24 protein-coding genes are annotated in these 25,503 nt (G+C 57.6%); 16 read left to right on the forward strand and 8 right to left on the reverse strand.

Annotation, left to right across the window (positions count from 1 at the left end; translation table 11 throughout):
• The first annotated feature begins 324 nt into the window (after positions 1-324).
• The 12 genes from FNT36_RS16565 to FNT36_RS16620 all read left to right on the forward strand — a co-directional run bounded on the left by FNT36_RS16565 (position 325) and on the right by FNT36_RS16620 (position 14,960).
• Positions 325-1,521 carry an MFS transporter gene (locus FNT36_RS16565; RefSeq protein WP_144849964.1) on the forward strand — a complete coding sequence of 399 codons (1,197 nt, stop codon included), beginning with the start codon at positions 325-327 and terminating at the stop codon, positions 1,519-1,521.
• Positions 1,522-1,564: 43 nt separating this feature from the next.
• Positions 1,565-2,302 carry an HAD family hydrolase gene (locus FNT36_RS16570; protein ID WP_144849966.1) on the forward strand — a complete coding sequence of 246 codons (738 nt, stop codon included), beginning with the start codon at positions 1,565-1,567 and terminating at the stop codon, positions 2,300-2,302.
• A 400-nt stretch (positions 2,303-2,702) separates the two neighbouring features.
• On the forward strand, positions 2,703-3,746 hold the full coding sequence (locus FNT36_RS16575) for a chemotaxis protein CheB (RefSeq protein ID WP_144849968.1): 1,044 nt from the start codon (positions 2,703-2,705) through the stop codon (positions 3,744-3,746).
• Between the two features lie 23 nt (positions 3,747-3,769).
• A complete protein-coding gene (locus FNT36_RS16580) occupies positions 3,770-8,311 on the forward strand; it encodes a CheR family methyltransferase (RefSeq protein ID WP_144849970.1) in 4,542 nt (1,513 codons plus the stop codon).
• 134 nt (positions 8,312-8,445) lie between these two features.
• Positions 8,446-9,099, forward strand: coding sequence for a response regulator (locus FNT36_RS16585; protein ID WP_144849972.1), 654 nt, complete (start codon positions 8,446-8,448; stop codon positions 9,097-9,099).
• 306 nt (positions 9,100-9,405) lie between these two features.
• On the forward strand, positions 9,406-9,702 hold the full coding sequence (locus FNT36_RS16590; RefSeq protein WP_144849974.1) for a hypothetical protein: 297 nt from the start codon (positions 9,406-9,408) through the stop codon (positions 9,700-9,702).
• A 9-nt stretch (positions 9,703-9,711) separates the two neighbouring features.
• Positions 9,712-10,764 (forward strand): fatty acid desaturase family protein, encoded by a 1,053-nt coding sequence (locus FNT36_RS16595; protein ID WP_144849976.1) that lies wholly within the window; start codon positions 9,712-9,714, stop codon positions 10,762-10,764.
• A 136-nt stretch (positions 10,765-10,900) separates the two neighbouring features.
• A complete protein-coding gene (locus tag FNT36_RS16600) occupies positions 10,901-11,848 on the forward strand; it encodes a PAS domain-containing protein (RefSeq protein WP_233635990.1) in 948 nt (315 codons plus the stop codon).
• A gap of 235 nt (positions 11,849-12,083) precedes the next feature.
• Positions 12,084-12,425, forward strand: coding sequence for a hypothetical protein (locus FNT36_RS16605; RefSeq protein ID WP_233635991.1), 342 nt, complete (start codon positions 12,084-12,086; stop codon positions 12,423-12,425).
• Positions 12,426-12,459: 34 nt separating this feature from the next.
• Positions 12,460-12,639, forward strand: coding sequence for a hypothetical protein (locus FNT36_RS16610; RefSeq protein WP_144849982.1), 180 nt, complete (start codon positions 12,460-12,462; stop codon positions 12,637-12,639).
• A gap of 368 nt (positions 12,640-13,007) precedes the next feature.
• Positions 13,008-13,745 (forward strand): alpha/beta fold hydrolase, encoded by a 738-nt coding sequence (locus FNT36_RS16615; protein ID WP_233635992.1) that lies wholly within the window; start codon positions 13,008-13,010, stop codon positions 13,743-13,745.
• A gap of 135 nt (positions 13,746-13,880) precedes the next feature.
• A complete protein-coding gene (locus FNT36_RS16620; RefSeq protein ID WP_144849986.1) occupies positions 13,881-14,960 on the forward strand; it encodes a chemotaxis protein CheB in 1,080 nt (359 codons plus the stop codon).
• Positions 14,961-15,625: 665 nt separating this feature from the next.
• Here FNT36_RS16620 and FNT36_RS16625 read toward each other — a convergent pair.
• From FNT36_RS16625 to FNT36_RS16645, 5 genes are all read right to left on the reverse strand, one after another.
• A complete protein-coding gene (locus FNT36_RS16625; RefSeq protein ID WP_233635993.1) occupies positions 15,626-16,123 on the reverse strand; it encodes an SDR family oxidoreductase in 498 nt (165 codons plus the stop codon).
• Between the two features lie 24 nt (positions 16,124-16,147).
• The gene (locus FNT36_RS16630) at positions 16,148-16,387 is read right to left on the reverse strand and encodes a hypothetical protein (protein WP_144849988.1); all 240 of its coding nucleotides are present in this window, start codon (positions 16,385-16,387) and stop codon (positions 16,148-16,150) included.
• Positions 16,388-16,393: 6 nt separating this feature from the next.
• The gene (locus FNT36_RS16635; RefSeq protein ID WP_144849990.1) at positions 16,394-16,633 is read right to left on the reverse strand and encodes a PAS domain-containing protein; all 240 of its coding nucleotides are present in this window, start codon (positions 16,631-16,633) and stop codon (positions 16,394-16,396) included.
• A 158-nt stretch (positions 16,634-16,791) separates the two neighbouring features.
• Positions 16,792-17,199, reverse strand: a complete 408-nt coding sequence (locus FNT36_RS16640; protein ID WP_144849992.1) for a response regulator — start codon at positions 17,197-17,199, stop codon at positions 16,792-16,794.
• A gap of 28 nt (positions 17,200-17,227) precedes the next feature.
• Positions 17,228-20,278 (reverse strand): PAS domain-containing protein, encoded by a 3,051-nt coding sequence (locus tag FNT36_RS16645; protein WP_144849994.1) that lies wholly within the window; start codon positions 20,276-20,278, stop codon positions 17,228-17,230.
• Positions 20,279-20,696: 418 nt separating this feature from the next.
• Here FNT36_RS16645 and FNT36_RS26000 point away from each other — a divergent pair, with 418 nt between their 5' ends.
• From FNT36_RS26000 to FNT36_RS25830, 4 genes are all read left to right on the forward strand, one after another.
• Positions 20,697-20,981, forward strand: a complete 285-nt coding sequence (locus FNT36_RS26000; protein ID WP_144850776.1) for a DDE-type integrase/transposase/recombinase — start codon at positions 20,697-20,699, stop codon at positions 20,979-20,981.
• A 972-nt stretch (positions 20,982-21,953) separates the two neighbouring features.
• Positions 21,954-22,211 carry a hypothetical protein gene (locus tag FNT36_RS16655; RefSeq protein WP_144849995.1) on the forward strand — a complete coding sequence of 86 codons (258 nt, stop codon included), beginning with the start codon at positions 21,954-21,956 and terminating at the stop codon, positions 22,209-22,211.
• A gap of 305 nt (positions 22,212-22,516) precedes the next feature.
• The gene (locus FNT36_RS16660; protein WP_144849997.1) at positions 22,517-23,101 is read left to right on the forward strand and encodes a BLUF domain-containing protein; all 585 of its coding nucleotides are present in this window, start codon (positions 22,517-22,519) and stop codon (positions 23,099-23,101) included.
• A gap of 9 nt (positions 23,102-23,110) precedes the next feature.
• The gene (locus FNT36_RS25830; RefSeq protein ID WP_262712174.1) at positions 23,111-23,245 is read left to right on the forward strand and encodes a hypothetical protein; all 135 of its coding nucleotides are present in this window, start codon (positions 23,111-23,113) and stop codon (positions 23,243-23,245) included.
• A 457-nt stretch (positions 23,246-23,702) separates the two neighbouring features.
• On the opposite strand, the gene FNT36_RS16665 is transcribed toward FNT36_RS25830, so the two are convergent.
• From FNT36_RS16665 to FNT36_RS16675, 3 genes are all read right to left on the reverse strand, one after another.
• A complete protein-coding gene (locus tag FNT36_RS16665; protein WP_144849998.1) occupies positions 23,703-23,999 on the reverse strand; it encodes a transposase in 297 nt (98 codons plus the stop codon).
• Between the two features lie 51 nt (positions 24,000-24,050).
• Positions 24,051-24,284 carry a transposase gene (locus tag FNT36_RS16670; protein WP_144849999.1) on the reverse strand — a complete coding sequence of 78 codons (234 nt, stop codon included), beginning with the start codon at positions 24,282-24,284 and terminating at the stop codon, positions 24,051-24,053.
• Positions 24,285-24,855: 571 nt separating this feature from the next.
• Positions 24,856-25,278, reverse strand: a complete 423-nt coding sequence (locus FNT36_RS16675) for a BLUF domain-containing protein (protein WP_144850000.1) — start codon at positions 25,276-25,278, stop codon at positions 24,856-24,858.
• Positions 25,279-25,503 lie beyond the last annotated feature (225 nt).

The raw sequence follows: 25,503 nt of genomic DNA on the forward strand, positions 1-25,503 counted from the left end.
CCGACTAGGAAACTGCTGATGAGTAGCTCCCTTCAAAGCTAGTCGTCTAGCCAGTGCCCCTGCTGGCAATACTCACTAGCCCGCACAGCTCACAGGCTGTGTAAGCGGCGATGCGAACTTATCTGCCGTATACACCTACTAGGCGATACCTCACACAACGTGCGGAGAGCGTATAGCCTGCGCCGGGCCTCGCATAAGTGTCCGGCCTTAAAGGGCATTGGCAGCCTCCTACTCTCTGTTCGGGCAGCCACGCACTCCTATCGGTAGCACTAGCCTAGCCGATGCGGCAAGGCATCGCCCCATTTACAAGCATCAATTTTCGTAGTGAACACTAAATTATTTCCGCTCGCTTTGGGCGGCCTGGCCATCGGCACCACCGAGTTTGTGATGATGGGCCTACTGCCCAGTATTGCCCAGGATTTTCGCGTTACCATTCCCGAGGTAGGCTACGTTATTTCGGCCTACGCGCTCGGGGTCGTCATTGGGGCGCCGCTGCTCACAGTGCTGGGGCACAACCTGGAGCCCAAGCGACTGCTGCTGCTGTTGATACTGCTCTTCACGGTTTTCAACACGCTTTCGGCCTTTGCCCCCAACAATACGGTGCTGTTTTTCACGCGCCTCTTGGCGGGGCTGCCCCATGGCGCCTTTTTTGGGGTAGGGTCGGTGGTGGCGAGCCGGTTGGCTGCGAAGGGCAAGCAGGCGCAGGCCATTTCGACCATGTTTGCGGGCCTCACCATTGCTAATTTGCTCACGGTGCCGCTGGGCACCTACCTAGGTCAGCATTACTCGTGGCGCTACGCGCTGGGGGGCGTGGGCGGCGTGGGCCTGCTCACGCTGGCCGCGATTTACTTCATCTTGCCGGCCTTGCCGGCGCAGCCAGCCGGCAACTGGCAGGGCGAGCTAGCGCTGTTTAAGCGGCTCGAAACCTGGCTTATCATTCTGCTGACAGCCATCGGCACGGGCGGCATGTTTTGCTGGGTGAGCTACATCGCCCCGCTCATGACGGAGGTATCGCACTTTCCGGCTTCCTACGTGCCCTACATCATGATGCTGATAGGGCTAGGCATGTTTGTGGGCAATGTGGTGGGCGGCCGGCTCGCCGACCGCTTTTCGCCCCTCACCGCCGCTACCACCTTGCTGCTGGCCATGGGCGGCACGCTGCTGGCCATCTACTTCGCCTCCGGCAACCAAGTGCTCTCGCTCGGGCTCACCTTTTTGGCGGGCAGCTTTTCGCTGGCCCTCGCTGCGCCCATCCAGATTTTAATGATTCAGTCGTCGAAGGGTGCCGAGATGCTGGGCGCGTCCATCACCCAAGCGGCCTTCAACATGGGCAATGCCCTAGGGGCTTTTTTGGGTGGGGTGCCCATTGCCCTAGGCTACGGCTACACCTCGCCCGCGCTGGTGGGGGTAGGCCTGGCCCTAGCTGGGGCGGGCTTTGCCTACGTGCTGGCGCGCGTGTCGGGGCAGCCACCACTGGCCCCGACCGCGCAGGTAACCGCTGATTCCGTTGCCGCTTTCTAAAACTCTCGCACCCTATCATTTTCACTTCTTATCCTGTTTCCTTATGCCTGCTTTACAAGCCCTCATTTTTGACATGGACGGCGTTATTATAGATAACACGCCCATCCAAGCCCGCGCCTTCCAGCTGCTGTTTCGTGACCTCGACCTGAAGGCCGATGCTAACGACCTGCTACGCCGCTTCAACGGCATGCCTGCCACCGAGATTCTGGAGCAGCTATTCGACGAGCCCCAATCCAAGGAAGACCTGAAGAAATACGCCGACCAGCGCGAATTTCTTTACCGCACCCTGTACTGGGACGAGCGCCAGCCATTGGCGGGTTTAGTCGAGTTTTTGGCAGCAGCCCGCGCCGCCGGTCTTAAGATTGGTCTGGGCAGCGGCTCGGCCAACGATACGCTGAGCTACATTCTGGACCACCTCGACCTGCGCCGCTTCTTCGACGTGGTGGTGGGTGCCGACGATGTAGACGCCGGCAAGCCCCATCCCGAAACCTACGCCACCGTGGCCGAAAAACTGGGCGTAGCATCTGCCAACTGCTTGGTATTTGAGGATTCCATCCTGGGCGAGCACGCGGCCTACAAAGCCGGCATGCACTGCATAGCCGTGCTGACCAATTTGGCCAAAGCTGATTTCCAGGCCCCGTTGCTGGCTATTAAAGACTTCACCGAACTAACTCCTGAGCGCCTGCGCGAACTGTTCAGCCAGCTAGGTGAGGCCCCAAAGGCCGACGACGAAGTAGCGAAAGACCAGGATTTGCAGCCCGTAGAAGAGAATAAAAACTAGTGGTGCATGACGCCTAAAGCCTTGCCTAAGTTGCTACTAACTTGGCTGATAGCGGAACTCATAGGAAAAATAACTTAAAGCTATTTTTTCCTATGAGTTCCGCCTTTTACTACCTAAGTAGCAATGGCCTAGTGGATAGCCGCATTGCCTTTGCACGTGATGCTGTCGGATGCCTAGGCCATTTCTACAGGACTTAGGTAGCGTACCCTACCTTGCCAAAAGAAGCTGGATTGCTCCTTACTGCTTCGCTCGATTCGCGTTGCTGATAGCGCAGAGGACCACGTAGTCGTACACAAGGTGTTAGGTTAATCAAGCCGACTCCGGCTAGTACATTTCAAGGTTCACCTGTAACAGCTTATTGCTGCTGACTCCTATCAATTTACCTTATACTCCTGCCCTTTTGGAAAAGCGCAATATCATCGTTATCGGCGCTTCCACTGGAGGGTTTGAAGCCATCAAACAACTGGTGGCGGCTTTGCCAGCCGACCTAGATGCCGCCATTTTTATTGTGTGGCATATGTCGCCCGATATGAGGGGGATATTGCCGCAAGTATTGAATCAGCAAAATACCATGCTGGCCACAAATGCCCTAGATAACGAACCAATTAGCACGAACCATATTTATGTGGCGGCCCCTGACAAGCACCTAATGCTGGAAAAAGGCTTGGTGCGGACGACCAGAGGCCCCAAAGAGAACCGGTTTCGGCCCGCCGTGGACCCCTTGTTTCGGTCGGCGGCGGCTAGCTATGGGTCCCGGGTTATTGGTATTGTTTTATCCGGCGCGCTAGATGACGGGACGGCCGGTTTATGGACGATAAAGAGCCGGGGCGGTATTGCCATCGTGCAGGAGCCCACGGAAGCCGCAGTGCCTTCGATGCCCGAGAGCGCCTTGGCGGCGGTAGACGTGGATTACTGCGTGTCAATTGCCGAAATGGCTCCCCTGTTGGTGAAGCTCACGGCCGAAATGGTGACAGAAGCGAACGAAGTAGCGATGGACGAGCAACAAAAGACCAGCCGCGAAGTGCGCTTTGCCGCGCAAGGCCGCACATTTGAACAGCGGCAGCCCGCTTTTGGCCAGCTCACGCCCTATACGTGCCCAGACTGCCACGGGGTGTTGTCGGCCATTACCGATGGCGATATCATTCGCTACCGGTGCCACACTGGCCACGCGCACTCGGCTGACAGCCTGCTCGCTACCATCACCGAAGAGATTGAGGATACCTTGTGGAGCGCCATTCGGGGGGTAGAGGAAAGTATCTTTTTGCTCAACGACCTAGGCGACCACTACGCCGAAAAAAACCAGCCGAAGCTAGCGGCCATGTACTTTAAGAAGGCGCAGGAAGCCGCCGTCCGGGCCGACATGGTGCGGCAGACGGTCTTCAACCACGAGCAGCTCACTACGGCTAGCATCAGCAAGCAAGTGGCCGACGAGGAGGTAGCCTAGGGTACGCGTAACGAAAGACCTCTATGGAAACGATTGAATCTACCGATTTTATGGCCGACCAGCCGCCGGGCTTTCTCATTGTAGGCCTGGGGGCCTCGGCCGGTGGCGTGCAGGCCTTGCAAGAATTTTTCGGGCACGTGCCCGAAGACGCGCTGGTGGCTTACGTCGTTATTCTGCACCTATCGCCCGACCACGACAGCCAGCTCGCGCAGGTGTTGCAGGCAGTGACTGACCTGCCCGTGACTCAGGTAACCGAGAAGGCTGTGCTAGAACCTAGGCACATTTACGTGGTGTCGCCCAACCATCACTTGGTGATGGAAGACGGCTTTATTGTGCCTTCCGTCAATTTGTACATGGAGGAACGGCGGGCGCCGGTCGATATTTTTTTCCGGACCCTGGCCGATTGCTACGGCTCTCGGGCGGTGTGCGTGGTGCTGTCGGGCACGGGGGCCAACGGCTCGATGGGGCTCAAGCGAGTGAAGGAACGCGGGGGCGTGGCGTATGTGCAAAACCCTAGGGAAGCGGAATTTAACGAAATGCCCCGCAACGCCATCGCCACCGAGCTGGTGGATGAAGTATTGCCGGTGGCCGAAATACCCGGCCGCATCGTAGCCTATTACCATAGCCTGGGCACGGTGGCGATACCGGTGCAAAGCGAAAACCGACCCGAACAGCAACAGCAGGCCCTGCGCGAGATATTTACCTTGCTGCGCCAGCGCACGGGCCACGATTTTTCTAACTACAAGCAGGCGACGCTGCTGCGCCGGATTGAGCGCCGCATTAACGTGCGCAGCTTGCCCGACCTGCCGAGCTACGCCGCTTTTTTGCAGCAAAACACCGAGGAAAGCCACGCGCTGCTGAAGGACCTGCTGATTTCGGTTACCAATTTCTTTCGAGATAAAAAGCCGTTTCAGGCGTTGGAGCAAGATATTTTGCCCGCCCTCTTTCAGGCCAAAAAGGCGGATGACGTGGTGCGAATCTGGGTGGCGGGGTGCGCTACGGGCGAAGAAGCCTACTCCGTGGCCATGCTGGTAGCCGAACGAACGGCGGGGCTGTTGGACGCGCCCAAGGTACAGATATTTGCCACCGACATCGACGAAGCAGCCATTGCTACCGCCCGCGAAGGGCTGTACACGCTCAACGATGCCGCCGATGTGTCGCCCGAGCGGCTGCTGCGGTTCTTCACCAAAGAGGGCGATAGCTACCGCGTGCAGCGCGAACTGCGCGAGCTGGTGTTGTTTGCCAACCACAACTTTCTGAAAGACCCGCCTTTCTCGCGCCTCGACCTGGTGACCTGCCGCAACGTGCTGATTTACCTGAACTCGACGGCCCAGGAGCGAGTGATGGAAACGTTTCACTTTGCGCTGAAACCGGCCGGTTTTCTTTTCCTAGGTACTTCCGAATCGGTGGATGGCGCCAGCAACCTGTTTGCCACCTTCAGCCGCGAAAACCACTTCTACCGGACCCGCGAAGTATCCCGGCCCTACTACCCAATTCCTAAGCCTACCCCGGCCTTTCCACCCCGGCAGGCGGCGCAGCTAAAACTAGCCGAAGCTGAACAGCAGCCTAACCGCCTCTCGCTCGGCGACCTGCACCAGAAGCTGCTGGAGCAGTATGCGCCCCCCTCCCTGGTGGTGAATGAGGAATACGACATCCTGCACATGTCAGAGAAGGTAGGCGGCTTTCTGGAGTTTTCCGGGGGCGAGCCGACCAAGAACCTGCTTAAGCTAATCAGGCCCGAGCTGCGGCTAGAGCTGCGCTCGGCGCTGCACCAAGCCGTGCAGCTACAAACTGCCATTGAAACCCAACATATCCAGTGGAATAAGAACGGGGAACCCCAGTCGCTGACTATCCGGGTGAACCCAGTCACGCAGGAAGGCGATGCCGCCAAAGGGTTCCTGCTCGTGATTTTTGACTTGAATGAGCAAGCGCCGCCCGCCGAGCAAGTGGTGCGCCTATCCGACGAGCCCATTGCCCGGCAGCTAGAAGCCGAGCTTATCCAGGTGAAAACCCGCCTGCGCTACTCGGCCGAGCAGTACGAGTACCAGGCGGCCGAACTTCGGGCCTCGAACGAGGAGTTTCAGGCCGTGAACGAAGAGCTACGCTCGGCGGCTGAAGAGCTGGAAACCAGCAAGGAAGAGCTGCAATCCATCAACGAAGAGCTGCGCACGGTAAACCAGGAGTTGAAGGTAAAAATCGAGGAGATGAGCGTGACCAGCAACAATCTCCAAAATCTAATTAACTCGGCCGGGGTGGCTACTATCTTCCTCGACCGCGCCTTTTGCATCCGGCTGTATACGCCGGCGGCCCAGCAGCTTTTCAACCTGATACCGTCGGACCACGGCCGCCCCATCTCGGACATTACCCACCGGCTGGAATACGACGACTTGCTGCGCGATGCCGAAACCGTGCTCGACAAGCTCACGCTCGTAGAGCGGGAAGTGAAAACCACCGACCACCGCACCTTCCTGATGCGGGTGCTGCCCTACCGCACGCTCGAAGACCGCATTAGCGGGGTGGTCGTCACGCTCTTTGACATTACCGACCGCAAGCAGGCTGAGGAAATAGTGCGCACCAGCGAGCAGCGCTTGCAGCGCATGGTCAACGTGCCCAGCTTGGGCATCCTCACGTTCGATTACAACGACCGGCTGCTGCAAGCTAACGACGCCTTTTTGGAAATGGCCGGCTACACCCGCCAAGAGATTGAGGCGCGGCAGTTTACGTGGCTCGACTTTACCCCGCCCGAGCACCAGGAGGCCAGCCGGCGGGTGCTGGCGCAAGTGCAGCAGACCGGCCGGGGCGGCCCCTACGAGAAAGAGTATTTCCGCAAGGACGGCTCGCGCATCTGGCTGATGTTTGTGTCCGCCGACCTAGGCGATGGCACGCTGGCCGAGTATGCCATTGATATGAGCGCCCGCAAGCAAGCCGAAGAAGCCGTAGCTACCGACCTGGCGGGCATGCAACGCCTGCACGACCTGCACGCCAAGCTAGCCACCGAAACCAACCTAAAATTGGCGCTGGAAGAACTAATAGCCCTGGCCTGCGACATAACCAACACGGACCGGGGCTGCATTCAGCTGGTCAGCGCGGATGGCCAGCACCTGGAAATATATGCATGCCAAGGCTACGAGGAAGGCAGTCCATTTCTTCAGCAGTTTCTGCACGCAGAGGTTCAGTCCCTTTGCGACCCGGCCCGCCCCGACCGCACCCGGCTCCTGATTGAAGACGTCGAAACCTACCCGCCCCTGCTGGGCACCGCCGACCGGGAAGTAGCGCTGGCCGAAGGCATTCGGGCCACCCAATCTACGCCCCTCATTACCCGCCGCAGCGGCCTGGTGGGCGTGTTAAGCAACCAGTTTGGCCAGCCGCACCGCCCCACCGAGCACCAGCTGAAACTGCTCGATTTGCTGGCCTGGACGGCCGCCGACTTTGTGGAGCGGCACCGGGCCATTCAAGCGCTCGAGCAATCGTCGGTGAACCTAGAGCAGCAGGTGCAGGAGCGCACCGCGCAGCTAAACGAGAGCACCGAAACTCTGCAAAAGCACCTGACCCAATTGCAGCAAGCCGAAGAAGTAGCCCAAATGGGCAGTTGGGAGTACGACATTGCGAGCGGCAAACTGACGTGGAGCACCGGCATGTATCGGCTGCTGGGACTGCCAGTTGGCAGCGCGGCAAATTCAGAAACTTACCTAGGTCATGTCATTGCCGCCGATAAGGCCTTGGCGAAGAAGTTGATGCAAAGAGCCTGGGAAGAGCATGAACCCCTAGACGACACGCTGCGCCTGCAGGTAAATGGCCAGGTCCGCACGGTGCACATCAAATCGGTGGTGCTGCGCAACGACCACGGCCAGCCCGTGAAGGTGCTCGGCCTCGACCTAGACGTGTCGGAAGTAAAGCATCTGGAAGAGGAAAATCTGCAAATGCGGCTCAGTCAGCAAAAAGCCTTGCTGCTGGGCATCCTGAATGCCCAGGAAGAGGAGCGCCGGCGCATTGCCGAGTCGCTGCACAACGGGGTAGGCCAGCTGCTGTTTGCCACTAAGCTCAACTTCGACCGGGTGGAGGCACTGGTGCCGGCGGAGGTTTTTAAGGGGGCCAATCAGCTGCTGGACGAAGCCATCCAGGAAACCCGCCGGGTATCGCACGAGCTGGTGCCGGCTACCCTCGACGAAGTGGGGTTGGCTAAATCCATTCAAGGCTTATGCAAACAATACAGTAAGACGCGCATTCGGATAAAATGCGAGATAATTGGCTTAGAGACCCGACTAGAGTCTTACCTAGAAGTAGCCGTGTACCGCATCTGCCAGGAGCTGCTGACGAACGTGACAAAACACGCGGAAGCCACCAGTGCCGATATCCTGCTGATAGAGGAGGATAACGAAATAACGCTGAAAGTGCGCGATAATGGTAAGGGAATCAGCTCGCGGCCAGACAAGCTAACGGGTATCGGCCTGCGTACTATTCAGGACCGGGTAGAACTGTTGAATGGAACTTTTTCCCTCCATATTCCCGATACTGGAATGGGCACCCAGGTAACTATCCAGATTCCAATTGCCCCCATTAGCTAGCGTAGTGCTTTTGCCTGGCGAGGTAAATGCCAGGCTACTTGCTAGATAGCCACAGTACCTTTTAATTCTAATTCAGTAGTCAGCCGGAGCACGACACGCCTCATTGCCCGCGGCAACCTCTTTTCCCGCCCCTTATGATTCGTGTTTTTCTGGTTGATGACCACGCCATCGTGCGCGATGGCCTGCGGTCGGTGCTAACGGCCGAGCCACGGCTGCACGTAGTAGGCGAAGCCGCCAACGGCCATGACCTGCTAGCCCAGCTGCCTACCGTGCCCACCGATGTGGTGCTAATGGATTTAAATATGCCCCTGCTGGATGGCCTAGCCACCACCCATGCGCTGCACAAGCAGTACCCGCAGCTGCGCATCCTGATACTGTCGATGATGACCCAGGAGCACACCATCAACGAGCTATTGTTGGCCGGGGCCCACGGCTATGTCCTCAAAAATGCGGACAAGACTGAAATCATCACCGGCATTCAGGCGGTAGCGTCGGGCAAGCGCTTTCTGTGCTCCGAAATCGGCCTGAGCGTGCTCGAAAAGCTGTTAGCCATTGAAGCAGAAGGTTCCTCAACTACTACGAAAGACCATTCCCGCCCGACTTCCCGCGAACGCGAAATACTGCAACTAGTAGCCACGGGCCTGACCAACCAACAAATTGCGGATAAGCTCTTTACCAGCAAGCGCACGGTCGAATCGCACCGCCAGAGCTTGCTGGAGAAAACCGGGGCTCTCAACACGCCGGCCCTGGTGAAGTACGCCATGGAGCAGGGCTGGCTACAGCAGTAAGCAGGCAAGAAAAGGATACCTAGGCGCATGGTTGGCTAGCCAACCATGCGCCTAGGTATTTCCACGTATACGGAGGTAACCAGCAAATAAATACGAGGTAAAAATCGCGCATTCGCCACGGATAAAACCCGTATTTCAGCGTGATAGAGAGGATTTTGTGACCTGTTTCTTTGTGTAGCTGCTCGAAAGGCTTTTTTCGGCGGCGTATCACTATTTGAATACAGAGTTTGCTTACTACTGGATTGCTACACCAGCGCCAAGCCACGCAAACGGATACGTGTCCCTCCATTCTTACCCCACTATCTCGTGTTAGTTCCTCTTTATCACCCATCGGCTGGGCCAGCCTTGGGGCTGCTGCCAGTGAACCTGGCCGAAGTAGATGCGGCCCATCTGGTACGCATTCTGGCGCAGCCGCACGCGCAGCTGCTAGTCGACTGTGGCACGCTCGCTTGCCAGCGCACCCTAGGTATCTGCTTTCTGGTGTCGCAGTTACTGGTGCTGCGCCAAAGTGGGGCCAGCATCCAGCTGCGCAATGCGAGCCCTGTGTTGCGGCGCTGCCTGCATAAGCTAGGGCTCAGTACCTTTTTCCTCTTGGTTGACTGAAAGCAAGCTATGAGGCTTTTACCTGACCTAACCGACCCGCAGTATCACCAGCTAGTCGCGCCTTCGCGCCTGCACTGCTGGCTGAGCCGCTACGTGCAAGACGAGCGCGATATGCCTTTCGTCTATCTGCTGTTGCAGTTATCAAGCACGATGTTGCCGCTGGCTATACTGCTTTTTGTACCGGCGCTGCACGGCCCCGCGTGGTGGGCCGTGGCCGGTGGCTACACGCTGCTGGGCACGCTGCGCTTTAAAGGCCCCTTTGGGCTCATGCTGCATTGCACCACCCACCGGGTGCTATTCAAGAAAAAATACGCTTGGCTGAATCACTACATTCCGTGGGTGATTGGGCCGCTATTTGGGCAAACGCCCGAGTCCTACTTTACCCACCACATGGGCATGCACCACCCGGAGAATAACCTGCCGGATGATACCAGCTCGACCATGTTTTACCAGCGCGACTCGTGGGTCGGCTTCCTGCGCTACCTAGGCGACTTTTTGGTGCTGGGCGTGGTGCGCCTGGTAGGGTATTTCACGCACCGCCACAAGACTACACTGCGCCGCCGCCTACTACGGGGCGAATTGGTATACCTAGGGGCAATCTTGGCCTTAGGTCTGGTGAACTTGCCGGCCACGCTAGTAGTGCTAGTGGCCCCGCTAGTGCTCGCGCGAGTCGTGATGATGCTGGGCAACTGGGCCCAGCACGCCTTCATCGCCCCGGAAAGCCCCGGGAATTGCTACACCAACAGCGTGACGTGCATCAATACCCGCTACAACCACAAGTGCTGGAACGACGGCTACCATATCAGCCACCACCTCAAGCCTGCCCTGCACTGGACCGACCACCCTGCCCATTTTCGCCAAAACCTGGCGCAGTACGCCAGCAACGAGGCTATTGTGTTCGAGGGCATCCACTTCCTGCACATTTTCTGCTACCTCATGGGCCGGCGCTACGACCTGCTGGCCCGACACTTTGTGGAGCTGGCGCACCCCCAGCGTACCGAAAGCGAGGTGATGGCCTTGTTGCGCACGCGCACTCAGCGCCTGCCGCGCCTGGCAGCTTAGCCTGCATCTCTTACCTTACTGTAGCCAGTCGCTCAAAAGCGAGTAGGTCACCGCTTCTCAACCTTGGTCCGTCCGCTAATCCGCCCTGCCAACGCCTATGAAGTCAACTTATTCAGTTCTCCCGTCCGCTCCTGCCATGCCTGCTACCTCACCCTATACGCCTAGGCTAACTAGCCTCTATCAGCCAGCAGCGCGGCTAGCAGAGGCAAAGGATGCTGCTGTCTACCAGCAGTTGCAGGAGCTGCTGGCGCACATGCCCGTGGCAATGTACTTGCTGCGCGGCCCGATGCACGCGCTCGATTTGGTCAACTTGCCCGCCGCTGCTAGCTGGGGCTACTCACTGGACCACGTGCGGGGCAAGCCTTTTTTTGAAGCGCTGCCCCACTTGCGCGGCCAGGGCTACGAGGTCGCCTACGCCACCGTTTGGCAAACACAGCAGGCCGTGACGTGGCGAGAAGCGCCCATCAGCAACAGGCCGCCCGGCGGGCCGGCGGTGCTGGGCTACTTCGACGTGTCTTTTCAGCCTTACTACGAAGGCCCAGGCTGCTTGGCAGGCATTCTGGTAACGAGCCACGACGTGACCGAGCAAGTGCTGGCTCGCCAACGCATGTACCACGCCACGGAAGAGCTAGCAGCCTCCAACGCTGGCCTGGCCGACTACGTGACGGAGCTAACCCGCGCCGCCCACGCCGCCCAGGTTTATGCAGAAACGCAAGCTACCCTCTTGGCCCAACTGCTGGAGCAAGCACCGTTGGCCCTCGGCCTGCTGGTGGGGGCCGACTACGTAGTGCAAGTGTGCAACCCCAGCCTGCTAGCGCTTTGGGGGTGCACTTCGGCGCAGGTGCTACACCAGCCGCTGTTCGAGGTATTGCCCGAGCTTCAAGGCCAAGGCTTGCGGACTTTGCTCGATGAGATAAGCGGCACAGGGACAGCTGCCGTAGTGCCCCTGCCGCCTAGGTTGGGCGAGGCGGCAGGAGAACCGGTTACCTTCACGTTTCACCCGTTGCGCGCTGCACGGGGGCAGGCTATCGCCATCGCCGCCAGTGCGACGGCGAGCGAATACGAGCTAGCCCGACGGCCGTAGGCCCCCGCATAATCTAGTATTTATACGGTACGCAAAAGCCGTATCCACCACATTGTGCTTTCGCAAGAGCAAAAAGAAATTTGTGGACAAGAGCAGGTTTTACTTATTGCCCTTGTTCCTGATGCTTCTAAACTCGTTATCTTTTCGCACCGGAGGGCAATGTACGCTTAGCTTAGAGCAGACTGATGGGTGGCTGCGCGCCGTTTGGTCGGGCTATATTACCTCCGACGACGCTATGAGCGGCGCTATGGATTATTTGGCGCAGGTGGGGCCCTTCCATACCCTTTATCTGCTCAATGACAACACCAATTTGCGCGGACCTTGGTTTGACTCTATTGAGTGGCTCGACCGGGTTTGGCTGCCGCAGGCTGTTCAACTAGGCCTGCGCTACATCGCTCACGTGGTGCAGGCCGACACGCACAGCGACATCCTGACGCTCACCTGCTCGGTTCCTATTACCAATGTGCTGGAGTTGCAACTGTTTGATGACGTAGCCAGCGCCCAGGAGTGGTTGCGCGCCTGTCAGCGACCTATAAATCCACTGGCGCGGCTAAGCCAAGCCGTACGCAAACCTTAATGAAAATGCGCCTTAAACTAGCTGCCTGGCGCACGTGCGGCGAGCCAATGGCAGCTGGCCCAGCGACTTGGCGTTTGACCGGCTGGCCTTCCTGGGGGCGCGCCACATATTCCAGCAGCACCTAACCGATGCGCGCCTGTCGCATAAGTTGACTACTAAGGCCTACGACGCCAGCGAGGAGCTACGGGCCAGTGCCCCATTTGGCAGTGAGTAGAAGGTGATATAGGCGCAGCTTATCCGGATAGTGCCGGTAGTGCAGCAGGTATTGCGCACGCTAGCCGAGGCGAAGAACTCGGCATAGGCGGTGCCGCGGACGGACAGTGAGGCCTCGCACAGTAGCTGACCCCAGAAGCTAGTAGAGCGATTAAGCTAGTCTATAATGCAGCAATAGCTTACCACTTATTCTTACTAGACTACTATTTAACATTGACTTACTATTAAATGACGAGCTTTTCTTATTCTACTCATCTTCCTGTCACGCCAACCTATCCTACTACTACGGCTGCCCCTCTCATGAACGAAGCACAGCGCCGCCGTGTGCTCCAGCGGCACAGCGTTCGCGTTATGGGGCAGGGCATACCTATGCTACTCTGCAACGGCTTTGGGTGCAGCCAGCGTATCTGGCAGCACCTCACCACCGCATTAGTCGCGCATTATCAAGTTATTGTCTTCGACTACGTGGGGTCGGGCGAATCCGATTTGAGTGCCTATTCTCCTCAGAAGTATGCGACGCTGGCAGACTACGCGCAGGACGTAGTCGAAATTTGCCAGGCCCTCGACCTGCGCGAGGCCATCTTAGTGGGCCACTCGGTGGGGGCTACCATTGGCATGCTGGCGGCTATCCAGGCCCCACAGCATTTTGCCAAAGTGATACTGCTGGCACCCTCTCCTTACTATCTCAATGAGCCAGGTTACTACGGCGGCTTCGAGCGGGCCGATATGCTACAGGTGCTTGCGTCGATGGAAAACGATTATCAAGGCTGGACTATCGCTTTTGCCGATTTGCTGATGGGTCCAACCAATATGGCCTCCCTAGGTGAGGAATTGACCAATTTCTTCTGCGAAACGGATTCAACCATCGCCCGGCAGTTTGCCCAAGTCGCTTTTCTTTCTGACAACCGCGCCGATGTAAACCAACTGCAGCTGCGCACCCTGGTAGTGCAATGCACCGACGATGTAGCCGGCCCCGCCGAAGTGGGCGCCTACTTTCTTCAGCATTTACCCCAGGGCGAGCTTGTCACGCTCAGCACCTCCGGCCACTGCCCACACTTGAGCGCGCCGCTAGAAACGTTGGCCGCTATTCGCGCCTTTGCCGCGTGATACCCTTTCTTGGCTACAGAGCAATATTTTTCATTTGGCCAGCAGTACGCTGGCTAGTAAAGAGGCTTCGGTTCTAGTGTGCACTATTGAGGCACCCTAGTAGCGACGCAGTTAACTCTTTAGCAAATGCGCAATATGGCTTTGTCTTCTAACCCTTCCTCTCGACGACGCCAACGGGATATTGTAGTTATTGGCGCTTCGGCAGGCGGCGTTACGGCCTTAGTAGAGCTAGTCAAGGCGCTGCCCGTCGATTTTCCAGCCCCCATTTTTGTAGTACAACACGTGGCGGCCGACTCGCCTAGCATTCTACCGCAGCTCTTGGCGGCGGTGTCGGCGCTGCCAGCCAAGCACGCGGAGAATGGGGAGCTGGCTCAGCCTGGTGTCATCTACGTAGCACCTCCCAACCACCACCTGCTGCTGGAAGGCAAGCGGGTGCTCGTGACGCGCGGGCCTAAAGAAAACCGCTTTCGTCCATCTATCGACGCGCTCTTTCGCTCGGCTGCTTACACGTATGGTCCCCGCGTGATTGGTGTGGTACTAACGGGGTATCTCGACGACGGCACTTCGGGGCTGTGGTCGGTGCAGCGGCTAGGTGGGCTCACTATTGTGCAAGACCCGCAGGAAGCGCAGTTTCCGGCTATGCCTGCGAACGCGCTAGAAGCCGTGGCTGTCGACTATATTGTATCCATTGCCTCCTTAGGGCCGCTGCTCACGCGCCTGACTGCGGAACCAGCTCCCGCCAAGCAGCTCATTGCCAAAACCGAACTGGAGTTGCTGCAGCTGGAGCTAACGATTGCCAAGCGAGGCAATGCCTTCGAGCTGGGGATTATTGACCACGGCCAACCCACATCGTTTACGTGCCCCGACTGCCACGGAGCGCTTACGCAATTGGTTGAGGGACACATCATCCGGTATCGCTGCCATACTGGGCATGCCTACTCTATAAACGCCTTGCTAGGCGAGGTTACTCAATCTGTTGAAAGCTTACTGTATCAGTCAATGCGAGGATTGGAGGAAACCAAGCTATTGTTGCAGCAGCTGGGCGAGCACTTTAAGCAAAACCATCAGCCAACCGTGGCAGCCGTATTCTTCAGCAAAGCAGAGCTAACAGGTACGCAGGCCCGCGTGATATATGATTCCATTGTTGAGCACGAAGCTCTGAGTGGCGACCTGCAATTTCAGGCCAGGGGTAGTGCCTCAGCGCTGGTGGGCTAATCTGAGGTGGTTTAGTAGAAATAGACAGGCTGAAGGTTTACCTTACACTGTCTATGCCTTCAATATTAACTCTTTTGGGGTCGCTTTTCTAACTGCCTTTTTTGAAAGTCCTGTGACACTAGCAGATTTGGATTTTTAAGTAGGCCGCGTGGGTAGCAGTTGGTAGGTTCTAGCCTTTACCTAATGCCCCATTCCTGATGAGTTACCCAACGTGGGCTAGCTGCTGTTATGCGACCACTTAACAACTTATCCGTACTCCTCACTTAGCATAGCTATTTGGTCTTTGTTGGGGACTATAGCGGGCTGCCCGCCGAAGAGGCAATGTTTAGCCGCGTCAGCAGCCGCGTGCACCTAGCGCTAGCTGTCGCGCAACTACCTGCCTAGCTAAACTAGTGGCGTGAGCGCTAGTCTAGCTGGCAGCAGCAATAGAGCGAGCAGGCAAGCGGCCGTAACAGACCTGCTTGCAAAGGGCATGCACCAGGCCGCTAGCGGCTAATAACTTCCCTGGAAGCACCAGGCCGCTAGCTGGCAAGAAGTAATGAGGGCTCAGAAAGAACAGCTCAGCGTCAGTCCCTACTGCAAAGCGGACGGTAGCTTGTTCAGTTGGAGTAGCAGGGTTGTATGCCTTTCGGGACCCTCTGCTGGCCTCCTGCATTAGTTCTGATTCAGGGCGCAGTCTGCTTGACGGGGCGGAGCAGAATTTCCTCGACTAGCACGCGCGCCGGCTGGGCAAAAGCGTAGACCAGGGCCTGCGCCACATCTTCCCCGGCCATTGCATCCAACTGTGCCCAGCGCTGCGCCATCGCGTCCGCGACATTGGCGCCGAACTCCGTGCGCGTCGCCCCCAGCTCCAGCATCGTGACGCGGATGCCTTCCTCTCCCAGTTCCTTGCGTAGCGCGTCGTGAAAGCCGACTACCGCAAACTTGGTGCGCTGTACACCGACCAGTTGGGCACCCCGTAGCGGCCCCCCACGCTCGATACCAAGCAAATCATGGCGCCCGGGCGCCCACACGGTGCTGTCCTGAAGCTCGGAATGCGCTTCTAACAGGGGCTTACCCAGCAGCGCTCGGTCCGCAAATAGCTGCTGGTAGCTAGGGTTGACGAGCTCATAGATGAGCGTGGGGCCCTGAAATAGGCACATGGCGGCCGGTGCTTGCAGCACGAGCTGACTGAGCCGCTGCCGTTCCTACTCAGCGGCGAGTAAGGCCTCCTGCTCCCGGCCCTGTGCCTGCCTGAGGGCCCGCTGCGCCTGCACCTGCTGCGTGACGTTGACCGAGCTATGGATAATATAGTGCAGCTGGCCCTGCGCGTCGAACACCGGCGTATTCAGCGGCAGCCAGTGGCGCTCTACGAAGTGTCCCGGCCGCTCGGGGTCGAGTACATCATAGTGTTGCGGCGCCATCTGGTGGGGCTGGCCCGTGGCCATGACCTGCTATAGGGAGTTGCGCCAGTTGCGCACGGCATTGGCGTAGGGCGCGTCCGGGTTACCGGGAAAAGCGTCGAACAGGTAGCGCCCCACCAACTTATCGCGCTGTTTCAGGGTGTCGGCCAGGTAGGCGTTACTAGCCGCGAGAATTACCAGCTCGGGCGAGACGACGATGTACGAATCGGGAACCGTTTCCAGCGCACGCAACTGCTGGGCAAGGGGAGCGCTAGGGCCGGTAGCTGACATAAAGAAAGGGAAACGTACTAGGCTAGAAAGACTCCGAAAGAGCTTGGTTTAACCCGCTTTTAGGCATCTGATGGACCTAGTAATAGCTAAATAACCAAAGAACCGGCTTACCAGGCAGGGCTGGTGAAACGCCGGTTGCTATCGGGCAGCAGGAGGAACTAGCGCGCAAAATGCTGGGCTAACAAGTCCGTCACTTTTTCCTTAGTCAAGGGCTTGTTGAGAAAACCGGCAATGGGTAGCTCCTGAGCCCGCGCCAAGTCGATGGGGTGCAGCGAAGTCGTGAGCATAATAATGACAGTTGCTGACTGCTGCGCCAGCGGCATTTGCACGTACGCTTCCAAAAAGGCCAGGCCGTTGAGCACGGGCATATTCATATCGAGCAAGATGAGCCGGGGGCAGGTTGGGTCGGTGTCGTGACACGCCTGGTCGAGCGTGCGCAGGGCTTGCTCACCATTTTCGGCCACGAGTATTTGCTCGGCCACGCCCATGCGCTGGAGCAACAGCTTGTTGAGAAAATTGGTGGTGGGGTCGTCATCGACCAGCAACACGCTCGTTAGAGGCGGCATACAGGAGGCGAAAAAGGGGAGCGAGTGCTTAGCTGGGAAAGGTAACGGTAAAGGTGGTGCCCACGTTTGGCTGGCTTTCCACGGCGATGGTGCCCCCCGCATTCTCCACCAGGCGCTTGGTAATGTAGAGACCTACGCCGGTGCCCTCGACGTGGGTGTGCAGGCGCTGAAACAGCCCAAAGAGCTGGCGCTGTTGCAACGCGCTCATGCCGAGCCCACTGTCCTGCACGGTAAGCACCACCCCGGACGCCGTTTGCTCGGCGCGTACCCGCACCTGCGAAGGTCGGTCTGGGGCGCGGTACTTGATGGCGTTGCTGAGCAGATTATAGACGATGCTACGCAGGTTGGCCGGCGAGAACAACACCACTAAGTCGGGGGCCACCTCGACCGTGAGGTGCGTGGCCGCCGCGGCGATAACGGGCATCAGGTCCAGGCGCACATGCTCGACGACCGTCGCTAAGTTAACCGACTCGGCGGGCCCGGTGTGGGCCAGTTGCAGGCGGGAGATATCGGTGAGCTGGCCGATGGTGAACCGGAAGCGCGCTATGGTGGTGTCAAATAAGCCCAGCAATTGGGCCACTAGCTGGTCCTGCTGCACCTCGGCGGGCAGCGTATCGCGCAGGGCTAAGGCAATGCTTTCGATGTTGGTAATCGGCGCTTTCAGGTCGTGGCTGGCGGTGTACACAAAGGTGTCGAGGTCCACGTTGGTGCGCGTGAGCTGGCGGTTGCTATCGTTCAGTTCCTCGTTGGTGGCCCTCAATTCTTCATTGATGACCGCTAGCTCCTCATTCAGGGACTGCACCTGCTGGCGGGCCCATACCTGCTCGGTTACTTCCATCACAAACGCTAGAATGCCGTTGATGTGGCCTTGCTCGTCGCGCCGGGCCTGGTACACGATGGTGAAGTAGCGGTCCTCCAACTCGGCACTGCCATCGGCGCGGGCCACAGGCACGAGCAGTTCGTGCTCCTGCTGCGTTTCGCCCGTCTCGTACACGTGCCGGAGCAGGGTTTCCACATGGGTGCCGGCCATTTCGGGAAACACGTCAAAAAAAGGCTTTCCTACCAGCTTCCGGTCGGGCACCATCCACAGGTAGCCAGGGTTATGAAATTCGTATACCAGGTCGGGGCCCGCCTGAATGGCGATGCCAATAGGAGCCTGCTCAAACACCGTGTAGAGTTGGCGCTGCTGGGCTTCGCGCTCTTGCCGGGCCAGCACCTGCTCGGTGGCATCGAAGGCAAAGATGGAGATGCCCGCCACCTGCCCGGCCTCGCGGTAGGCCTGGAAGGTGAAGTTGTAATAGCTTGTACGCGGTGCCTGGCCCGCGGCCGGCGTCGGCGTAAACGGCATCTCGTTGCCGAAGAACGTTCCGCCGGTCTGGTACACCTGGTCTAGCAGCGCCAAAAATCCCTGTGCGACAGCCTCGGGCAGCGCCGTGGCATAGTCGAGGCCCACCAAAGTGCGACCTGGGAAAAGCTGTTGATAGGTGGGGTTGACATACTCGAAGCGATGCCCAGGGTTTCGCAGCAGGGCCACGGCGGCGGGCGCTTGCGCAAACACTTCCTGAAAGGCTTCGCGCTCGGCGGCCTGCTGCTGGGCGGCGGCCAGCATGTCGGCTTGCAAGGCCAGGGCCGCCTGGGTGCGCTCGGCCACGCGCGCTTCCAGCTCTTGGTTAAGCTGCTGCAATTGCTGCTGGGCTTCGGCCAGCGCCGTGTTGGTCGCCAAGTACTCCTCATTGCTGGCGCGCAACTCTTCGTTAATGGCCGCTAGCTCCTCGTTGAGCTGCTGCACCTGCTGCCGGGCCTGCACCTGGTCGGTCACTTCAATTGCCGAGGCTATCAGGCCCGAAATGCGCCCTCCCTCGTCATAAGCGGGCTGATAGGTGATGTTGAAGTAGCCCTGGTAGGACTGCTGGGCCTGCTCGATGGTGACAAGCAGTTCCCGGAAATAATACGGCTCCCCCGTCTCATACACGCCCGCAAACACGGCTTCAAAACCCTGGCCCGCTAGGTCGGGCAGGGCCTCGAAGTGCGGGCGGCCCACAATCTGGTCGAGGGGGCGGCCCCAAATCTGCGCCATGCGGGCATTAGCAAATTCCACCACGAACTCGGGGCCCCGAACTCGGGCTAGGGCAATGGGCGCTTGAGCAAAGACGCGCTGTAACTCACTGCGCTGCACCTCGGCTTCGGCGCGGGCAGCTTGCGCCACGAGGTGAAGCTGCTCGACTTGCTGGCGCGCCTCCACCTGGGCCGTCACGTCCACCGCGAAATTGAGTATTTCGGTGACCTCGCCCTGGGCGTTGCGGATGGGTTCGAAGGAGGTGTGGTAGTAGCGGCGTTGCGGCTCGCCGGTGCCGGCAAAGTCAGCCCACGCTTCGGTTTCTGCCTCGTAAAAGGGCTCTCCCGTCTCATATACGCGGTCGAAGAGTTCGTAGAAGCCCTGGCCTTCGAGCTCGGGAATGACTTCGCGCAACGGACGACCTAGGGGAATGCGAGCCGGAAATAGCCGCTCGTACTCGGCGTTGACGAGGTCGTAGATATGCTCGGGGCCCCGCAGCAGCGCAATATTGGCCGGCATGCGCATCAATACCTGGTATAAGCGTTGGCGCTCGGCTTCGGCCTCGGCGCGGGCGGCCTGCTCGCGGGCTTGGCTTTTGCGCAGGGCCTCGGCCGCCACGGACTGTTGCTCGGCCGTATCGGAGAAGCTCACCAACAGCAGCTCGCCGCTGCGCTGGGCCGAGAGCAGGAAAAAATTGTCCAGCCCGTCGTAGGAGTAGTTCACTTCATACTGCCCCGGTTGGCCCGAGAGGAACGTGTCGCGGTAGAAGGCGAAGATGCCTGTTTCCAGTGCGTTAGGGTACAAGGTGCGAAACGTCTCGACGGGGCGGACGGGCAGGCGGAGCATGCGCTGCGCCGCCGGGTTGAGCTGCACGTAGGCCAAGTCCACGAGTTCACGGCCTTCACCGGCTGCGTACACGGGGCGAAACAGAATAATCCCCGTCAGCGACACGGCGAGCAGCGCGTGCAGCAGCTCGGGGCTGGCGGGGAGGTCAGCCGGCAAGCTGGTAGGGGTGGAAAGCATAGTAGCTACTAAGAATATCCTAAGGTACCACAGGCAACCTCTCTGGCCTCCCTTTTCGTGGGGCTACACGGGCCGCTCGGTTTGCCCGGCCACTTATCGCTCGAAAGCAGCCGGGTGCTGGTGGCGCGGGAACTAAGGGAAGCCGGTCCAACGGGGTTTACTATGCGATAATACACGATTTAATAAATCAAGTAATTGGTCATAAATAATCATTAGCTCTAGGTGTAGTGAGAGCTAGAAAGCACTGGGTGGCTGTCACGACGTCACCCGGGGCCCTTAGGTGCGGTAAGTAGCCGGTTATGGCCAGCGTAACTAGGGGCGTGCTAGGTAGATGCGCCAGTAGAGACGTACTAACCACTTCAGGCACGGCCGGGTCATTTGTGTGCTGGAGCAGCGTTGGTACCCGCACTAGGGGGAACTGCGCCCCGAACCGACTAGGCAAGCGAATCAGGTCTGGGTCAGTGATATCACCTATCTGCCACTGGCCAACGGCAGCAAGGCTTATTTGTGTACGTCCCAAGCTATGGTTAGCAATCAGGTGGTGGGCTGGCACATCCTAGCAGCCATGAAACATAGGCTAATAATCAATGATTTACAGTTCAATTTTTGGACCCAGCCGCCCACATTGGGCTTACTTGTCCACTCCGACCGAAACAGTCGATACTGCGGCAAGGTGCACCGCAAGCTGCTCCACGACCACTAAGCTCTGCGCTCGCGAAGCCCACGCACGCAGGCTGAGAGCCCTTGGTCACGCCTTAAAACGGAGGTGCTCGAACTGAGCGAACGGCCCCTTTTTACCGACCTAGCTGACGCGCAGACCAGCGTCGCCGACTACCTTGATTAGTATCACGAGCGCCTGCATTTGACCACCTCCGTACTCCCCTCGGCTGAAGAGGAAAGAATCTTGTGGCGGAGGCTATTAGTGCAGCAGCGGACACACCCCTAAACTCAAGACCTTACGCACGGATGTTGCTCGACGAGTTTGTGCGAGGCACCCTCACGCTTGACCAAATGCTCCTGCAATTAATGCAGTAAGCGCAGGAGTAGCTAGCTACTCAGGCTTTGCTTTGCTTCTGGCCGTCGTCTCCCGCTTGCCGCTTTACGTCGACTCTCTACCGAGGCAATGCCGTCCGTTCAGGAGCAAATTGCAGACAGGGCAGTAAGTCAGCCCAGTAGCAAAGACCTAGTAACGAGGCAGTAAGTGCTACCGTACTTGCAATCCGCAGCAGCTTAATAAGAGCACTTGAGGGAGCTTCCTGCATTTTCATTAGCTATACACACGGACCGCTGCTGCTGCTCAGGTCGGTAACTGACGACAGTAACCTAGCCCCGTCCTGATACCTATTTATGGGCTTGTGTAGATTCTGCGTTCGCTAGAATCGCAAGGACCTGGTCGATGGTTAGACCTCCCTGCACAAACTTAGCTAGCAGTTGGCGCTCGTACCAGCTGGGGGCAAGTGCGGTATTCATTGTCAGCCGAATCGCCCATCCCACCAACTCTCGCCGCCTGCTACGTTGCTCATCATTCATGCGCAAATTTCCATCGTAAGCTCGCGCGCTCCTCTAGTAAAAATACTAGAAACTGGGGTCGTATAAATACGGTAAAAGGGACTCCATATTCAGCTTTTTATAACTCCGTATTCAGTTCTTTATAACTGTCAAGTAGTTTATTATCATGAACTTCTACGCCTTCCGTTATTTCTCGCCCGTCGCTCAGTTGTGCTGCGTGCTATATCATGGTACCTATCTAGCTCAGCGCTGGGATGACGAAAGTGGCGCCAACCTCCACCACCTAGTTGATGAAAGCCGCGGGTTCTTCGTGGAGGTAGGCATCAATGATAGGCGGGAGCAAGCTGCGGTGCTGCGCAGCTTTAAGAATAGCGCTCCGTTGGAGAGGTATACACAGGGAGGGCAGCTGCCAGAGGAGCTATAAAAAAGCCCCACCCGATAAATGAGCATTTCCGAGCTATGAAAACACACGTAGCCCTAAGGTCATTTCCTATTTATTCGCTGCGCTAGCTCAATGCTATACAGCGATGCAGGCAACAAAAATGCCCCGGCTTACTCAGCTGGAGACATTCCGTTTTTAACGGAAGGCTAGGCGCTATAAGCTAGCAATTTTCTGTTCAGCAAACGGTATAAACTACGTAGTTCATCCCCTATAAATAAGTGTGTTTACATTATAATATGGTTGATTTTCTGATGTTTATACCCAGGTCATTTGCGTAAGCAAAGGGTATGAAAGAACCCGAAACAGAAGCAAAACGCCGGCGAGCTATTGCCTGGGCTGTTGCCTTGACGGCCGAAACGCACCTCGCCCCCGAGCAGTATGAGTGGGAACTGCTGGAGTGCTATGCTAAGGGTACGCTCACGCTCGACCAAGTTTTGCAACACCTAGACACGCAAATCCACCACGTACTCTACCGCAGCAAAGCAGTGCGTCTCTTTACGAAAGGGCAACTCACTGACTTGCTCGAGCAGTCCCGCGCCTGGAACGAAGCGCATAACCTGACGGGACTACTCTGCTACAGCAGTGATGGGCATTTCGTCCAGGTCTTAGAAGGGCCCGCAGCCGAGGTGCGCGCCTTATTTGCCAAAATTCGGCAGGATACCCGTCACTATCGGGTACAGGCATTGAGCAACCGGGCGACTCCCCTGCGATGGTTTGCCGACTGGCGCATGGCGTTCACACAGGTAGCACCCGCTGACTTCTATTGGCTTATCGGCTACCTGGAGGCTCGCGGGCATAATCTAGTATTGCCTCAACTCCCAGTGGTTGAGCCACACTTGCTAACGTTGCTCGACGCCTTTCAAAAGCTATAGCTCCTTGTCATGGATGATGTACTTTTCGCCACGCGTGCAAGAGTAGCCGTTGCTTTACCCGTCTACTACCGCCAAGCGGATGGCTTTCAGTTGACGGCGCAAGAATTGCTGGATTGGTACAAAGGCCTCTCGCCGCAGACGTAGGTAAAGTCAAATTCCTTAGGCTCTTACTACTGGTAGGTGCTCCCACAACTCAACCGGTGTGCGTTGGAAAACAGGTGCTACCGTTTGCAGGAATGTCTGATTGCGTACTTTATCCTAAAGAAGCTAACCTCTTGGGTCAAGAGCTGCGCAGCAAGTCCCTAAAGTAGTTTTGGTCCTGTTAATCACATGACCTAGCGAAAAGCCCCCGACCAATTAAGGCCGATGGCTTTTCGCTTAGTGCCAGTCACTGGTCTGGGTAACCAGTGCCGAACTTTAGCTGCTTGCTTCAGGTCAAGGCAGTAGCTGCATCAAGAGCCTGGCGTACTTGGGGCCAGCTTAGCTCGCCCGCTATGTACTAGGCATACAACTGACGGGCATAGGCCGTGACTTTCGTTTTCAGGCTTGGAATGACATCTTGCATTTGCGTCAAAACACAGACTCACTGCCGCGGGGTCGGCTAGGGTGGTACGGGGGCGCTGTGGCCGCGTGCTGAGTGCACGTAAGCCGCGGCGACGCAGCCAGGTGCGCAATAGCGCCCAATGGCGTATCCTTCGGCGCGTAATTCTGCCCGCAACCGCCGGGTGCCATAGCGCTGGGCATGGTGTGAAAAAGCAGCGGTGGCCGCTGGCTCCCAAGCGCGCAGCCCGGCTCCGCTACTGAGATAATAGCCTGCCGCACTAACCTCCAACACGCAGCAGAGCATCTGCACAGGTTCGGTAGTCGCCACCTGCTCAATAAACTGATAACGAGTCATGGCTGAGGCGGCTGTGCAAAGATGGTCACGGCTTTTTAAAATATCACACTCCTACTCTACGCGTTTGAGCTCGGCACGCAGACGTTTAATCTCTTCGCGCTCTGCACTACTAGGTACAGCTTCAGCTAACGCTTGGCGCTGCCAGCGGCCAAGCAAAGCCTGGGCGCGGGCCATATCTGTCTGCCGCGCCCCAGCGGCCACCTGACGTACGCACTCGGCTTTGAAAGCTGGCGTGTATTTCTTGCGGGTCAGCGGCGAACCGCTCGGAAGTGTTTTGTCGGGCATGAGCAGTGGAAGGTTAAGACTTGCCACTGTCTGTTTTTACTCGACCACCTCAAGCTGCAGTAGCAGAGGCAACGTGGGGACTCATCCTAAGACGGGCCCGCAAGCGCTGCCCGTTGGGCATGTCGCCTGACACCACCAAGTGGGGCACCGAATCAGAGCGGACCTTTTCAATGCTCCCTCGGCCTAACGGGTAAGGCAGTAAGCCTGCCTGGTGCACCGTAAGCCGTACGGATGGCCAGCGTGGATAGGGCGCTACTTGCTGCTTCTGCTTCTGCTGCTTCAGATAATAGTACCCACCCCACAAGCACACGAGCACTCCTAGTACCGCACTAATAATGTTTTTTAAGGGTTGCGGCACCCACTCAGTGCGGAAGAATGCCCATGTTAGAAGTATAGGAATGCCCGCGTACCAGAGCAGCAGAAAGAGCAGCACAAGCAGCCAGAAAAAAAAGAAGAGTACCGCTTCTATCATAGCAGGAGTACAGATATAGCTTAAGACCGCACAAGCTACCTAACAATCACCCAGCAGAACCCTCGTGTATAACGTTCGTTTCGTGGACTACAAAAGCCTCTACTCCGTGTCCACTGCGACGAGCTGGCGCAGGCGGTCAAGCAAAAGCGGATTCACTGAATTGGGGCGGAAGACAGTTTGCGCCAACTGGGCGGGGGAGAGATACCCAGCTAGCGCTGTGAACTCGCCCGGCGTGAGTTCGCGAAAAGCCATCGCCCACGTCGTGAACGTGCGCGCCGCAATCGGTTTGTCTGCCAGTTTAAAAACCGCCACATGGCGCGCGTCTTGTAAGATGCGGTGGTAGAGGGCCGTGATGACGGGCTGCTCTCCCTCGAGCACTTGCATGAACTGCTGTTTGCCGTAGACCAGGGCGCCCGTAATACCCGCTTGGTCGTTATGCTGGCGGGCGCGCCCGAGAAGCGACACGAGGTCCGTAGCAGATAGAGATGCCGTGACCCGGCTCATATAAATAATGTGATGCATTTTGAGAACTTAACAGTTGCTACTAGTGTGCGAGTTACAACAAAGTTACTGTTCAGATTATGGTTCTTTTTTGAACACTTCCAGCACCCAAATCCGCAGCTTCGAAAGGTTATTTTTGGAGTCTTTTCCCGGAGAATATTTTAAACACACATCAAGCCTTTATAGCGCTGGTACCCCTACTTTCGGCTTGTTGTAGTATTCTCCCTTGGAGTATACTGGCTCGTT

Source organism: Hymenobacter setariae, assembly GCF_007713685.1.
Classification (GTDB): domain Bacteria; phylum Bacteroidota; class Bacteroidia; order Cytophagales; family Hymenobacteraceae; genus Hymenobacter; species Hymenobacter setariae.

What these genes read in the sequence shown, in the direction of transcription:
- FNT36_RS16670 (WP_144849999.1), bottom strand. Translation starts at nt 24,284, where the DNA reads ATGCCCGACAAAACACTTCCGAGCGGTTCGCCGCTGACCCGCAAGAAA.
- FNT36_RS16580 (WP_144849970.1), top strand. Translation starts at nt 3,770, where the DNA reads ATGGAAACGATTGAATCTACCGATTTTATGGCCGACCAGCCGCCGGGC.
- FNT36_RS16635 (WP_144849990.1), bottom strand. Translation starts at nt 16,633, where the DNA reads ATGTCAGCTACCGGCCCTAGCGCTCCCCTTGCCCAGCAGTTGCGTGCG.
- FNT36_RS16665 (WP_144849998.1), bottom strand. Translation starts at nt 23,999, where the DNA reads ATGACTCGTTATCAGTTTATTGAGCAGGTGGCGACTACCGAACCTGTG.
- FNT36_RS16675 (WP_144850000.1), bottom strand. Translation starts at nt 25,278, where the DNA reads ATGCATCACATTATTTATATGAGCCGGGTCACGGCATCTCTATCTGCT.
- FNT36_RS16585 (WP_144849972.1), top strand. Translation starts at nt 8,446, where the DNA reads ATGATTCGTGTTTTTCTGGTTGATGACCACGCCATCGTGCGCGATGGC.
- FNT36_RS16660 (WP_144849997.1), top strand. Translation starts at nt 22,517, where the DNA reads ATGAAAGAACCCGAAACAGAAGCAAAACGCCGGCGAGCTATTGCCTGG.
- FNT36_RS16640 (WP_144849992.1), bottom strand. Translation starts at nt 17,199, where the DNA reads ATGCCGCCTCTAACGAGCGTGTTGCTGGTCGATGACGACCCCACCACC.
- FNT36_RS16630 (WP_144849988.1), bottom strand. Translation starts at nt 16,387, where the DNA reads ATGGCCACGGGCCAGCCCCACCAGATGGCGCCGCAACACTATGATGTA.
- FNT36_RS16645 (WP_144849994.1), bottom strand. Translation starts at nt 20,278, where the DNA reads ATGCTTTCCACCCCTACCAGCTTGCCGGCTGACCTCCCCGCCAGCCCC.
- FNT36_RS16620 (WP_144849986.1), top strand. Translation starts at nt 13,881, where the DNA reads ATGGCTTTGTCTTCTAACCCTTCCTCTCGACGACGCCAACGGGATATT.
- FNT36_RS16615 (WP_233635992.1), top strand. Translation starts at nt 13,008, where the DNA reads ATGCTACTCTGCAACGGCTTTGGGTGCAGCCAGCGTATCTGGCAGCAC.
- FNT36_RS16570 (WP_144849966.1), top strand. Translation starts at nt 1,565, where the DNA reads ATGCCTGCTTTACAAGCCCTCATTTTTGACATGGACGGCGTTATTATA.
- FNT36_RS25830 (WP_262712174.1), top strand. Translation starts at nt 23,111, where the DNA reads ATGGATGATGTACTTTTCGCCACGCGTGCAAGAGTAGCCGTTGCTTTA.
- FNT36_RS16595 (WP_144849976.1), top strand. Translation starts at nt 9,712, where the DNA reads ATGAGGCTTTTACCTGACCTAACCGACCCGCAGTATCACCAGCTAGTC.
- FNT36_RS16600 (WP_233635990.1), top strand. Translation starts at nt 10,901, where the DNA reads ATGCCTGCTACCTCACCCTATACGCCTAGGCTAACTAGCCTCTATCAG.
- FNT36_RS16605 (WP_233635991.1), top strand. Translation starts at nt 12,084, where the DNA reads ATGAGCGGCGCTATGGATTATTTGGCGCAGGTGGGGCCCTTCCATACC.
- FNT36_RS16655 (WP_144849995.1), top strand. Translation starts at nt 21,954, where the DNA reads ATGAACTTCTACGCCTTCCGTTATTTCTCGCCCGTCGCTCAGTTGTGC.